The organism is Xanthomonas nasturtii (assembly GCF_001660815.1).
Lineage (GTDB): Bacteria > Pseudomonadota > Gammaproteobacteria > Xanthomonadales > Xanthomonadaceae > Xanthomonas > Xanthomonas nasturtii.
In genome coordinates this window covers 1-13,447 of record NZ_LYMI01000013.1, presented here as the reverse complement: position 1 = coordinate 13,447, position 13,447 = coordinate 1, and the positions used below count along the sequence as shown (strand labels likewise).

Here is a 13,447-nt window from a genome sequence, read left to right as displayed (position 1 = left end):
TCCTGATGATTGCCCCGCTCCGCACATTCGGCCTGGCCTGTGCCATCACCGTGGCGCTCGCTGCCTGCAGCAAGCCCGAACAACAGCAGGCGCCGCCGCCGCCGGAAGTGTCGGTGCTGGAAATGAAGCCGCAGACGCTGCCGCTGGAACGCGACCTGGTCGGCCGCCTGTCGGCGTACCGCTCCGCCGACGTGCGCGCGCGCATCGACGGCGTGGTGCTCAAGCGCCTGTACACCGAAGGCGCCAACGTCAAGGAAGGCCAGCCGCTGTTCGAGATCGACCCCTCGCAGCTGAAGGCCACGCTGCTGCAGGCACAAGGCCAGCTGGCGGCCGCCGAAGCGACCTATGCCAACGCCAAGATCGCTGCGACGCGTGCGCGCAGCCTGGCGCCGCAGCAGTACGTCTCGCGTGCGGATATCGACACCGCCGAAGCCAACGAGCGCTCTTCCGGTGCCAGCGTGCAGCAGGCGCGCGGCACGGTCGAGTCCGCGCGCATCCAGCTCGGCTTCGCCAGCGTCACCTCGCCGATCACCGGCCGCGCCGGCATCCAGCGCGTGACCGAAGGCGCGCTGGTCGGTGCGGGTGAGGCCACCCTGCTGACCACGGTCGACCAGATCGACCCGCTGTATGTGAACTTCGCCATGAGCAGCGAAGAGCTGGCCGCACTGCGCCAGGCACAGAGCAGCGGCAACGTGGAGCTCAGTGGCGACGGCAAATCCACCATCAATGTGGAACTGGGCAACGGCACGCAGTATCCGCATCCGGGGACGTTGGACGTCTCGGCGGTGACGGTGGACCCGAGCACCGGTGCGGTGTCGCTGCGTGCGACCCTGCCCAACCCCGAACAATCGCTGCTGCCGGGCGCGTTCGTGAGCTTCAAGGCCAGCCTGGGCCAGCGCAACAATGCCTACCTGCTGCCGCAGCAGGCGGTGCAGCGCGATGCCACCGGCGCCTACGCGCTGGTGCTGGGCAAGGACGGCAAGGTGGTGCGCAAGAACCTCACCGTCGACGGCCAGCAGAAAGGCCAGTGGATCGTGACCGGCGGCGTGACCCCGGGCGACCAGGTCATCGTCGATGGCGTGCAGAAGGCCAAGGAAGGGCAGCCGGCCAAGGGCGTGCCGTGGAATCCGAACAAGCCGGCGCAAGGCGGCCAGCCCGGCGCTCCGGGCGCAGCACCCGGCGCTGCGCCAGCCGCAGCCCAGGGCGGTGACGCGCAGGCCGCGCCGGCCGCAGATGCCGCCGCGCCGGCTGCGCAGCAACAGCCCAAGCAGGACGCGGCCGCGCAACCGGCCGACTCCCAGTCCAAGCAGCAGTGACGGAACCCGGACATGCCTAAGTTTTTTATCGAACACCCGATCTTTGCCTGGGTGGTGGCGATCCTGATCTCGCTTGCGGGCGTGATCTCGATCCTGAATCTGGGTATCGAGTCGTACCCGACGATCGCCCCGCCGCAGGTCACCGTCACCGCCAACTTCCCCGGCGCCAGCGCCGACACCGCCGAAAAAGCGGTGACCCAGGTCATCGAGCAGCAGCTCACCGGTATCGACCACCTGCTGTACTTCAACTCGTCCTCGGCCTCCAACGGCCGCGTGACCATCACGCTGACCTTCGAAACCGGCACCGACGCGGATATCGCGCAGGTGCAGGTGCAGAACAAGGTGTCGCTGGCCACGCCGCGTCTGCCCTCGGAAGTCACCCAGCAGGGTGTGGTGGTGGCCAAGGCCAACGCCGGCTTCCTGATGGTGGCGGCGCTGCGCTCGGACAATCCGTCGATCGACCGCGATGCGCTCAACGACATCGTCGGTTCGCGCGTGCTCGAGCAGATCTCGCGTGTGCCCGGCGTCGGCAGCACCAACCAGTTCGGCGCCGAGTACGCGATGAACATCTGGTTGAACCCGGAGAAGCTGCAGGGCTACAACCTGTCGGCCACCCAGGTGCTGACCGCGGTGCGCAACCAGAACGTGCAGTTCGCTGCCGGCTCGGTGGGCGCCGACCCGACCCCGGAAGGCATCAGCTTCACCGCCACCGTGTCGGCCGAAGGTCGTTTCAGCTCGCCGCAGGAATTTGAAGACATCATCCTGCGCACCGACAACAATGGCGCCACCGTGCACCTGAAGGACGTGGCGCGCGTCACCGTGGGCCCGAGCAACTACGGCTTCGACACCCAGTACAACGGCAAGCCCACCGGTGCCTTCGGCATCCAGCTGTTGCCGGGCGCCAACGCACTGAACGTGTCAGAGGCAGTGGGCGCCAAGCTCGACGAGCTGCAGCCCACCTTCCCGCAGGGCGTGACCTGGTTTGCGCCGTACGAGTCCACCACCTTCGTGCGCATCTCCATCGAGGAAGTGATCCATACGCTGGTGGAAGCCATCGTGCTGGTGTTCCTGGTGATGCTGCTGTTCCTGCAGAACTTCCGCGCCACCGTGATTCCCACGCTGGTGATTCCGGTCGCGCTGCTGGGCACCTTCTTCGGCATGTACATGATCGGCTTCACCATCAACCAGCTGACGCTGTTTGCGATGGTGCTGGCGATCGGCATCGTGGTGGACGATGCGATCGTGGTGATCGAGAACGTCGAACGCATCATGAGCGAAGAGCATCTGGAGCCGAAGGCGGCCACCCAGAAGGCGATGACCCAGATCACCGGCGCGGTGGTGGCCATCACCGTGGTGCTGGCGGCGGTGTTCATTCCCTCCTCGCTGCAACCCGGCGCCTCCGGCGCGATCTACAAGCAGTTCGCGCTGACCATCGCCATGTCGATGGGTTTCTCTGCATTCCTGGCGTTGAGCTTCACCCCGGCGCTGTGCGGCGCGTTCCTCAAGTCGACCCATTCGACCAAGAAGAACTGGATCTACCGCACCTTCGACAAGTACTACGACAAGCTGGCGCATCGCTATGTGGGCGTGGTCGGCCACACCCTGAAGCGCTCGCCGCCATGGATGATCGTGTTCGTGGTGCTGGTGGTGCTGTGCGGCTTCCTGTTCACCCGCATGCCGGGCAGCTTCCTGCCGGAAGAAGACCAGGGCTTTGCGTTGGCCATCGTGCAGTTGCCGCCGGGCGCCACCAAGATCCGCACCAACGAGACCTTTGCGCAGATGCGTGCGGTCCTGGAGAAGCAGCCGGCCGTGGAAGGCATGCTGCAGATCGCCGGCTTCAGCTTCCTGGGCTCGGGCGAAAACGTCGGCATGGGCTTCATCCGGCTCAAACCATGGGAAGACCGTGACGTCACCGCGGAAGAGTTGATCAAGCAGCTCAATGGCGCCTTCTACGGCATCAAGGGCGCGCAGATCTTCGTGGTCAACCTGCCCACCGTGCAGGGTCTGGGCCAGTTCGGCGGCTTCGACATGTGGCTGCAGGACCGTTCCGGTGCCGGCCAGGAAGCGCTGACCCAGGCACGCAACATCGTGCTCGGCAAGGCGGCGGAAAAGCAGGACACCCTGGTGGGCGTGCGCCCGAACGGCCTGGAAAACTCGCCGCAGCTGCAGTTGCATGTGGACCGCGTGCAGGCGCAATCGATGGGCCTGGATGTCAGCGACATCTACAGCTCGATCCAGCTGATGCTGGCGCCGGTGTATGTCAACGACTATTTCTCCGAAGGCCGCATCAAGCGCGTCAACATCCGCGCCGACGACCAGTTCCGTACCGGCCCCGAGTCGCTGCGCAACTTCTTCACTCCCAGCGCCACTGCCACCGGTGCCGATGGTCAGCCGGGGATGATTCCGCTGAGCAACGTGGTCAAGGCCGAATGGACCTACGCTTCGCCGGCGTTGAACCGCTACAACGGCTATTCGGCGGTGAACCTGGTGGGTAACCCTGCCCCGGGCGGCAGTTCCGGCCAGGCGATGACCGCGATGGAAGAGATCGTCAACAACGATCTGCCGCCGGGCTTCGGCTTCGACTGGAGCGGCATGTCGTACCAGGAAATCATCGCCGGTAATGCAGCCACGCTGTTGCTGGCGTTGTCGGTGGTGGTGGTGTTCCTGTGCCTGGCAGCGCTTTACGAGAGCTGGTCGATTCCGGTGGCGGTGCTGATGGTGGTGCCGATCGGCGTGCTGGGTGCGATCGTCTTCTCGATGCTGCGCGGGTTGCCGAACGATCTGTACTTCAAGATCGGCATGATCACGGTCATTGGCCTGGCGGCGAAGAACGCGATCCTGATCGTGGAATTCGCAGTGGAGCAACGTGCAGCGGGCAAGACCCTGCGCGAGGCGACGATGGAAGCGGCGCATCTGCGTTTCCGCCCGATCCTGATGACCTCGTTCGCGTTCATCCTGGGTGTGTTGCCGCTGGCCATCTCCACCGGTGCCGGCGCCAACTCGCGTCACTCCATCGGTACCGGCGTGATCGGCGGCATGGTGTTCGCCACCGTGCTCGGCGTGATCTTCATCCCGCTGTTCTTCGTGGTGGTGCGCCGCATGCTGGGCGACAAGCTGGACGAGCAATCCAAGGAATATCTGGCCGTGCAAAACGACGGTGGAAATCACCGCCCGGATCGCTGAGTCATACGGTTGATCGGAAATACAAAAGCCCCGGCAGCAATGTCGGGGCTTTTTTGTGTGTGCTGCAGCAACGGAACGCGACGCCCGTAGGAGCGCCCTTGGGCGCGATGGAGCGTTACCGGCTCAGCGTATCGAAGCGATTCGACAGCGCGGACAGGTCAGTTGTAGAGCTGCTGATCTGCGACTGGGTTGCAGGGCCCTCGCCCGCCCACCATCGCAGGACGCGCCGTGAATCCGTCCATGGAGGCTCTGGCGCGGCATCCATGCCGCTCAAGGTCCCGCGACGGTGAGCGGGCAAGGACCAGTCGAGTTGGTCGGTGCGTACAGTTTTAAAAAACGTGGCCCGCAAACTGTCTGATGCTGTGATTTCATTCTTCGATGAAGTCATCAGCAAATCGTCTGGTGCGTTGATTTAGTTCTTCAAATGAAGCCACCAGCCAACTGTCTGGTGCGGTGCCCTCGCCGATTGCGGGACCGTTGGCGGCATGGATGCCGCCACCGAGCCCCCATGGACGGGTTAACGGCGTGTCCCGCGAGCGGTGAGGGCACCGCACACTCCAGTAACCAGGCGTTTGATTTGAATCACCAAAAGGACCCGCGCGCGCGACGAACCAGGCGTTCGGGCCAGCGCTACGCAGCTGCTTCAGCGCAATCAGACGCGCGTGGTACGTGTGCCAGTAGACCCACGTACCACGCAGCGGCCGGTCATCACCATGCGGCGGATCGGCAATTGCGGATTGCTCAGCCGTTCCAGCAGCAGCGACATCGCCGCGCGGCCCATGTCTTCCACCGGCTGCTCGACCACCGTGATGCCCGGCTCGACCAGATCGGTCCAACGCTCGTTGTCGAATCCGGCCAGGGCCAGATCCTGCGGCAGGCGCAGGCCGGCGGTGCGTGCGGCCTTGAGCGCGCCCATCAGCAGCAGGCTGTTACTGGTGACGATGGCCTCGGGGCGGTCATCATTGGCCAGCCATCGGCCCAACTCGGCAATCGCCGCCTCGGCGGTGGGTGCCACTTCGCGGTAATCCGGCTCCAGCCCCTGCGCGCGCATCGCGGCCAGGTAACCGTCGCGACGCTCGGCCGCGGTGGTGCTGGTGCTGCCGAACAACCCGCCGATGCGCCGGTAGCCTTGCGCCTGCAGGTGCGCCACCAACTCGCCCATGGCCGCAGCGTTGTCCAGCACCACGCTGTCGTAGCGGCTGCCGGGGCCGGCACGGTCCACCAGCACGGTGGGGTAATCCAGGGCCAACTCATGCATCCGCCCCACCGTGACCCGGGTCGGGGCGAAGATCAGCCCGGTGATGCGCTCTTCCTGCATCAGCTCCAGGTACAGCGCCTCACGCTCCGGATCTTCATCGGTATTGCACAGGGTCACGCGCATACCGGCACGGTAAGCGACCTCTTCCACCGCACGGATCAGGGCGGTGAAGTACGGGTTGCGGATGTCGGCCACGATCACCCCCAGGATGCCGGACTGCTGCGAGCGCAGCCGCCGCGCCATCAGGTTGGGGCGGTAACCGGTCTGGCGGACCGCCGCCTCCACCTTGGCGCGCACTTCATCACTCACCGGCCCGGTCCCCAGCGCGCGCGAGACCGTGGATTTGGACACTCCGGCCACGCGGGCCACGTCGTTGATGCTGATACTCACTGGGACCGTTCCCGCTCCGTTTGCGCACCCTGACCCAGGCGCCGTGCCAGCCTGGATGCTAACCCGAAAGCACTATCGGGTTTTTGTGCAGTGCACATTGACCTTGGAAGTGGGAACGTTCCCACTATACTTCCCAGCCCGATCCCACCCGGAGCCCGCCTTGTCCTCTCCGTCGCTTGCCCCCGTCACCCCCGACCTCGTGCGCCTGCGCGCGTCCGCCCGCGACAAGGACGACGCCATCGCCCAGGCTGCCCAGCTGCTGGTCGCGGCCGGCTGTGTGGCGCCGGGCTACGACGCCAGCATGCGGCGCCGCGAAGGCCTGGCGAACACGTTCCTGGGCCATGGTCTGGCCATCCCGCACGGAGTGGGCGAAGACCGCCACCTGGTGCGCCGTGACGGTATCGCGGTGCTGCAGTTGCCCGAAGGCGTGGAGTGGAACCCTGGCCAGATCACCCGGCTGGTGGTGGGCATTGCCGCCCAGTCTGACACCCACATCACCCTGCTGCGGCGGCTGACCCGGCTGATCCAGGACCCGGCCCAGCTGGAGGCGCTGTTCACCACCGACGACCCCGCCGTGATCGTTGCCGCGCTGACCGGCGACCGCGCGCCTGACACAAGCGCCGCGCCGGCCACCGATCTGGCCGAAACATTCGAGTGGACGATTGCGTATCCCAGCGGCCTGCACGCCCGCCCGGCCACGCGTTGGGCCGAGACCGCACGCGGCTTCTCGGCGCGGGCGCAAGTGCGCGCCGGCGACCAGGCCGCCGATGCCAAGAGCCTGGTCGGCCTGTTACAGCTGGGCCTGCGTGCCGGCGACAGCATCACCGTGTCGGCCGAAGGCAACGACGCACCTGCCCTGCTCAAGCGCCTGCGTGCCGTGATGGACAGCCTCACCGCGCAGGAAAAGGCCGATGCCGAACGTGCCGCGCAACGTCGCGCTGCCCCGGTGGTCGGCTGGACCCCGCCGCAGGCACAGCCAGCCATCGTCGGCATCGGCGCAAGCCCCGGCGTGGCGATCGGCATCGTGCACCGACTGCGCGCCGCGCAGACCGAGGTGGCCGATCAACCGGTGGGCCTGGGCGATGGCGGCGCGCAGTTGCACGACGCGCTGACCCGCACCCGCCAGCAGCTGGCGGCGATCCAGGACGATACCCAGCGCCGCCTCGGCGCTTCGGACGCGGCCATCTTCAAGGCCCAGGCCGAACTGCTCAACGACACCGACCTGATCACCCGCACCTGCCAGCTGATGGTCGAAGGCCACGGCGTGGCTTGGTCGTGGCATCAGGCGGTGGAACAGATCGCCTCGGGCCTGGCCGCACTCGGCAACCCGGTGCTGGCCGGCCGCGCCGCCGACCTGCGCGATGTCGGCCGCCGCGTGCTGGCCCAGCTCGACCCGGCCGCTGCCGGTGCCGGCCTCACCGACCTGCCCGAGCAGCCGTGCATCCTGCTGGCCAGCGACCTGTCGCCGTCGGATACCGCCAACCTGGACACCGCACGCGTGTTCGGCCTGGCCACGGCGCAGGGCGGCCCGACCTCGCACACCGCGATCCTGTCGCGCACGCTCGGCCTGCCGGCGCTGGTCGCGGCCGGCGGCCAGTTGCTGGAGATTGAGGACGGCGCCACCGCCATCATCGACGGCAGCAGCGGGCGCCTGTACGTCAACCCGTCCGCACAGGATCTGGACGCAGCCCGCACGCATATCGCCGAACAACAGGCCATCCGCGAGCGCGAAGCCGCGCAGCGCGCATTGCCGGCCGAAACCACCGATGGCCACCACATCGACATCGGCGCCAACGTCAACCTGCCCGACCAGGTCGCGATGGCACTGACCCAAGGCGCCGAAGGCGTCGGCCTGATGCGTACCGAATTCCTGTTCCTGGAAAGCGGCCGCACCCCCAGCGAAGACGAACAACACGCCACCTACCTGGCGATGGCGCAGGCGCTGGACGGCCGCCCCTTGATCGTGCGGGCGCTGGATATCGGCGGCGACAAGCAGGTGGCGCATCTGGAACTGCCGCACGAAGAAAACCCGTTCCTGGGCGTGCGTGGTGCGCGCCTGTTGCTGCGCCGCCCGGACCTGCTCGAGCCGCAACTGCGTGCGCTGTACCGCGCGGCCAAGGACGGTGCGCGGCTGTCGATCATGTTCCCGATGATCACCTCGGTGCCGGAGCTCATCGCCCTGCGCGAGATCTGTGCACGCATCCGCGCCCAACTCGACGCGCCCGAAGTGCCGATCGGCATCATGATCGAAGTGCCGGCCGCCGCCGCCCAGGCCGACGTGCTGGCGCGCCATGCAGACTTCTTCTCGATCGGCACCAATGACCTCACCCAATACGTGCTGGCGATCGACCGCCAGAACCCGGAACTGGCCGCCGAAGCCGACAGCCTGCACCCGGCGGTGCTGCGCATGATCCGCAGCACGATTGAAGGCGCGCGCAAGCACGACCGCTGGGTCGGGGTGTGCGGCGGCCTGGCCGGCGATGCGTTCGGCGCCAGCCTGCTGGCCGGGCTGGGCGTGCAGGAGTTGTCGATGACCCCCAACGACATCCCGGCGGTGAAGGCGCGCCTGCGCGGCGCCGCGCTGAGCCAATTGCAAGCACTGGCCGAGCAGGCGCTGAACTGCGAAACCGCCGAGCAGGTGCGCGCGCTTGAAGCGCAGCGCGAGGACATGGCATGAGCCTGCAGGCCATCACCGTCACGCTGAATCCGGCAATCGACCAGACCATCCAGCTCGAGCACCTGCAGCCGGGCGCGGTGCACCGCGCCAGCAGCGTGCGCAACGATGCCGGCGGCAAGGGCATCAATGTCGCTGCCTGCCTGGCCGATTGGGGCACCGCTGTGGCCGCACTCGGCGTGCTTGGCGGCGGCAATGCCGGCGTGTTCGAAGCGCTGTTCCGCGAGCGCGGCATCGTCGACCACTGCCAGCGCGTGGCCGGCGACACCCGCACCAACCTCAAACTGGTGGAAGCGCGCAGCAACGACACCACCGACATCAACCTGCCCGGCCTGCAATTGACCAGCGCGCACTTGCAAGGCGTGGCCGACCAGCTCGCGCCGCTACTGCGCCCCGGCCTGCCGGTGGTGCTGTCGGGCAGCCTGCCGGCCGGGCTGCCGGATGACAGCTGGGCGCAGTTGCAGGCCCAGGCCAGCGCCGCGGGTGCGCGCGTGCTGCTGGACACCAGCGGTATGCCATTGGTGGCCGCGCTGAGTGCCGCGCGCGACGCGCTGCCGTACGCGGTCAAGCCGAACCGGCACGAGCTCGAAGCCTGGACCGGCCGCCCCCTGACCGACCACGCCGCGCTCAGCGCCGCCGCGCACGAACTGATCGCACGCGGCATCCAGCTGGTCGTCATCTCGATGGGCACCGACGGCGCCTTGTTCGTACAGCGCGACCAGCGCCTGATCGCGCGCCCGCCGCGGCTGGCGCAGGGCAGCAGCGTGGGCGCAGGCGATGCGATGGTGGCAGGTCTTGCCGCCGCGCTGCTCGAAGAATCCACCGACCTGCAACGCTGCGCGCGGCTGGCCACTGCGTTTTCGATGTGCCGGCTGGAAAGCGGCGACGCGCGTCGAATCACGCCCGATGGCGTGCGCCGCGCCGCAGGCGAGGTCGTCATCGAGCTGCTGTCGTGAGCACCGTGCTGCCGCTGACGCATTCGAAAGCGCGCGCGTTGGCGCAGTGCGCTGCATGCCTCCGCCCTCCCGGTGTGCGCCACCCGCGCGCGTAACCCCGCATATCCCCCGCCGGCCTCCCGGCGACCGCAACACAGCAGGAGTTTTGCCATGTCCTCTTCCATCGTGGTCATCGCCGCCGGCGACCGCAGTACCGAAGCCGTTCTGGCGGCCGAAGCGCTGCGCCGCGCGGCCACCGCCGCCGGGCGCAGCGTGACGATCGAAATCCGCAGCGATCAGGGCGTGCTTGGCGCGCTGCCGACCGAGCTGACCAACGGCGCCGCGCACGTCCTGATCGTCGGCGATGCCGATGCCGACACCGCGCGCTTCGGCGACGCGCAACTGCTGCATCTGAGCCTGGGCGCGGTGCTGGACGACCCGGCTGCTGCGGTCAGCCAGCTCGCGGCACCTGCCGCCGCAACCGCCTCGGCAGGCGCAGGCGCAGGCAACAAGCGCATCGTGGCCATCACCTCCTGCCCCACCGGCATCGCGCACACCTTCATGGCCGCCGAAGGCCTGCAGCAGGCCGCAAAGAAGCTCGGCTACCAGATGCGGGTGGAAACCCAGGGCTCGGTCGGTGCGCAGGACGCGCTCACCGACGACGAAATTCGCGCTGCCGATGTCGTCATCATTGCCGCCGACCGCGAGGTCGACCTGGCCCGTTTCGCTGGCAAGCGCCTGTTCAAGAGCGGCACCAAACCGGCGATCAACGATGGCCCGGCATTGATCAACAAGGCGCTGGCCGAGGCCAGCGTGCACGGCGGCGCGGCACCGGCCACCGGCACCGCCGCCAGCGCCACCGCGAGCAAGGGCAACGGCCGCACCGGCGCCTACAAGCATCTGATGACCGGTGTGTCGTTCATGCTGCCGTTCGTGACCGCCGGCGGCCTGTTGATCGCGCTGGCGTTCGCGCTGGGCGGCATCTACGCCGGCGACGACGCGCACCAGGGCACGTTGGCGTGGTCGCTATTCCAGATCGGCGCCAAGGCCGGCTTCACCCTGATGGTGCCCGCGCTGGCCGGCTATATCGCCTACTCCATCGCCGACCGCCCCGGCATCGCGCCCGGCATGATCGGCGGGCTGGTCGCGGCCAACCTCAATGCCGGTTTCCTCGGCGGGATCATTGCGGGCTTCATCGCCGGCTACGGCGTGGCCGCACTCAACCGCTACATCCGCCTGCCGCGCAACCTGGAAGGGCTCAAGCCGGTGCTGATCCTGCCGGTGCTGGGCACCCTGCTGGTCGGGCTGGCGATGATGTACGTGTTCGGCCAACCGGTGGCCGACCTGCTGGCCTGGCTCACCGCCTGGCTGCGCGGCATGCAGGGCAGCAGCGCGCTGCTGCTGGGCCTGTTGCTCGGCGGCATGATGGCCTTCGACATGGGCGGGCCGGTCAACAAGGCGGCCTATGCGTTTTCCACCGGCCTGATCGCCAGCCAGGTCTATACCCCGATGGCCGCCGCCATGGTGGCCGGCATGACCCCGCCGCTGGGCATCGCGCTGGCCACCTGGGTGTTCCGCAACCGCTTCACCGTGGAAGAACGCGGCTCGGCCACCGCTGCCGGCGTGCTCGGCCTGGCCTTCGTCACCGAGGGTGCCATTCCGTATGCCGCGCGCGACCCATTGCGCACCATCCCTGCACTGGTGATCGGGTCGGCCGTGGCCGGCGCGATCTCGATGACCGCCGGTGCCGAGTTGAAGGCACCGCATGGCGGCATCTTCGTGCTGCTGATTCCCAACGCCGTCACCCACTTGCTCAATTACGTGCTGGCCCTGGTGGTCGGCGTGGTGGTCACTGCCATCGCGCTGCGCCTGCTCAAGAAGCCGGTGGCCGACATCGTCGCCTAACGCACGGTTGACGCGCGTTGCCGATCGGCTGTGCGCTTTCACCGCAGCTGATCGCTGAGCCAACTCACCCCTGATCGGTTTCATCGCTGGCTGCGCACCGTCGTGCGCGGCCAGCGGCTTGCCCACCCCTTAGCTGTCGCGTTCGCCACTTAGGCCACGCCCTTTTGTCCGGAGTCCTGCCATGACCGCCCTCGCCCACCGCCGCCACCGCCTGCTGTGCCTGTCGCTGACCCTGGCATTGACCCCGCTCGCCCATGCGCAGGATGCCGCCGACGCCTTCAAGCTCAAGCTGGGCTACACCGGCGAAGCCGCCTCGATGATCGACGGCGGCCGCAAAAACGGCGACGCCTACGCCGGCCAGTTGATGGTCGGCACCGACGTGGACATGGGCCGTCTGTTCGGCTGGAACGGTGCCACCGTCAAGTTGTACGTCTCCAACCGCCACGGCACCAACCTGTCCAACAGCAGCATTGGCAACAGCACCTCGGTGCAGGAAATCTACGGCGGCCAGGGCACGCGCCTGGCCAACTTCACCCTGCTGCAGAAGCTCTTCAACGACCGCCTGGAACTGGAAGCCGGCCGCAGCGTGGCCAATATCCACTTCCTCGGCTCGGACCTGTGCCAGTACTTCCAGGGCAACGCGGCCTGCGGCAACCCCACCTTCGTGTTCCGCACCAGCAACTTCACCTATTGGCCGGTGTCCAGCTGGGCCGCGCACGCCACCGCCTGGGTCACGCCCAAGGTCTATGTGCATGTGGGCGCGTATGAAGTGAACCCGGTGCAGGCACAGGACGGCCAGCACGGCCTGAAGTGGAGCACCGACGACACCACCGGCGTGGTGGTGCCCTACGCCATCGGCTACAAGAACAAGGGCGGCGACGGCACCTTGGCGGCGATGTACGAAGTCGGCGGCTGGCAGGACAACTCCGACTACACCGACCCGCTACGCGACCGCAACGGCAACCCCGCCGTGCTCAGCGGCCTGGGCTATGAAAACAAGCAAGGCCGCTCGGGCCTGTTCGGCCGCTTCGAACAACAGGTCACCAACCCCGACCCGTCGGGCACCCAGGGCCTCACCGTCTTTGCCGCCATCCTCAAGAGCACCGGCGGCCAGGCCATCGAAGACCACTTCGTGCAACTGGGCCTGGTGCAGAAAGGCACCTTCGCCAGCCGCCCGCAGGACAACATCGCGTTTGTGATCACCCAGCAGAAATACAGCGACGAGGCCCTGGAAAACCTGCGCCTGGCGCGCGCCACCGCCGGCGGCACCGGCACCCCGGCCGACAACCAGATCATGATGGAGCTCAGCTACGGCATCCAGGTCACCAAGCGCCTGCGCATCGCCCCCAACCTGCACTACGTGATCAACCCCGACCAGTTCAACGAACCCACCCGCACCAACGATCTGAAGAACGCCCTGATCGCGGGCATGCGGATCGATTGGAATCTGTGATCCGTAGAGAAGCTGCGCGCGTTGCGCGAATGCTTGCCGGGCGCCACTGCCTGAAGTGAGTGGCGGGTGCGTTGCATCTGTGTAATGGCCCACCACTGCCTAAGAACCTGTTCACAATCTTCTGAGTAACAGTGCCAAGAAGGCCAAATGGATGAACTGCAGGCTGGTGTTGAGTTTGCGCTCGCAGTTCTTCCATAGCCTTCGGTTCTTCTCCAGCCAAGCAAAACTACGCTCGACAATCCATCGCTTGGGCATGACCTTGAAGGTGTGCAGTTCGCTGCGCTTGGCAATCTGCACCGTGAGCTGCTCGCCTAAAATCTCTCGCGCGCCGCT

The 13,447-nt window shown here is 67.2% G+C and carries 9 protein-coding genes; 6 read left to right on the top strand and 3 right to left on the bottom strand.

Annotation, left to right across the window (positions count from 1 at the left end; genetic code table 11):
* Positions 1 to 5 precede the first annotated feature (5 nt).
* Both A7D16_RS06550 and A7D16_RS06545 read left to right on the top strand, forming a co-directional pair.
* Complete coding sequence (locus A7D16_RS06550; RefSeq protein ID WP_064630991.1) at positions 6 to 1,316, top strand: efflux RND transporter periplasmic adaptor subunit; 1,311 nt, start codon at positions 6 to 8, stop codon at positions 1,314 to 1,316.
* A 12-nt stretch (positions 1,317 to 1,328) separates the two neighbouring features.
* The gene (locus tag A7D16_RS06545) at positions 1,329 to 4,499 is read left to right on the top strand and encodes a multidrug efflux RND transporter permease subunit (protein ID WP_064630989.1); all 3,171 of its coding nucleotides are present in this window, start codon (positions 1,329 to 1,331) and stop codon (positions 4,497 to 4,499) included.
* Positions 4,500 to 4,614: 115 nt separating this feature from the next.
* Here A7D16_RS06545 and A7D16_RS21345 read toward each other — a convergent pair whose 3' ends face one another.
* Both A7D16_RS21345 and A7D16_RS06540 read right to left on the bottom strand, forming a co-directional pair.
* Complete coding sequence (locus A7D16_RS21345) at positions 4,615 to 4,887, bottom strand: hypothetical protein (protein ID WP_239686953.1); 273 nt, start codon at positions 4,885 to 4,887, stop codon at positions 4,615 to 4,617.
* A gap of 264 nt (positions 4,888 to 5,151) precedes the next feature.
* Positions 5,152 to 6,147 carry a LacI family DNA-binding transcriptional regulator gene (locus tag A7D16_RS06540; protein ID WP_064630987.1) on the bottom strand — a complete coding sequence of 332 codons (996 nt, stop codon included), beginning with the start codon at positions 6,145 to 6,147 and terminating at the stop codon, positions 5,152 to 5,154.
* A gap of 160 nt (positions 6,148 to 6,307) precedes the next feature.
* Here A7D16_RS06540 and ptsP point away from each other — a divergent pair, with 160 nt between their 5' ends.
* From ptsP to A7D16_RS06520, 4 genes are all read left to right on the top strand, one after another.
* Positions 6,308 to 8,824 carry a phosphoenolpyruvate--protein phosphotransferase gene (gene ptsP, locus A7D16_RS06535; RefSeq protein ID WP_064630985.1) on the top strand — a complete coding sequence of 839 codons (2,517 nt, stop codon included), beginning with the start codon at positions 6,308 to 6,310 and terminating at the stop codon, positions 8,822 to 8,824.
* Complete coding sequence (gene pfkB / locus A7D16_RS06530) at positions 8,821 to 9,777, top strand: 1-phosphofructokinase (RefSeq protein WP_064630983.1); 957 nt, start codon at positions 8,821 to 8,823, stop codon at positions 9,775 to 9,777. The genes ptsP and pfkB overlap by 4 nt, the downstream gene beginning before the upstream one ends.
* A 150-nt stretch (positions 9,778 to 9,927) precedes the next feature.
* Positions 9,928 to 11,661, top strand: coding sequence for a PTS fructose transporter subunit IIC (locus tag A7D16_RS06525; protein ID WP_064630981.1), 1,734 nt, complete (start codon positions 9,928 to 9,930; stop codon positions 11,659 to 11,661).
* Positions 11,662 to 11,842: 181 nt separating this feature from the next.
* Positions 11,843 to 13,114 (top strand): carbohydrate porin, encoded by a 1,272-nt coding sequence (locus tag A7D16_RS06520; protein ID WP_064630979.1) that lies wholly within the window; start codon positions 11,843 to 11,845, stop codon positions 13,112 to 13,114.
* 111 nt (positions 13,115 to 13,225) lie between these two features.
* Here the strand turns inward: A7D16_RS06520 and A7D16_RS06515 are convergent.
* On the bottom strand, positions 13,226 to 13,447 hold a 222-nt coding region (locus A7D16_RS06515), incomplete at its 5' end, for a transposase (protein WP_153043136.1).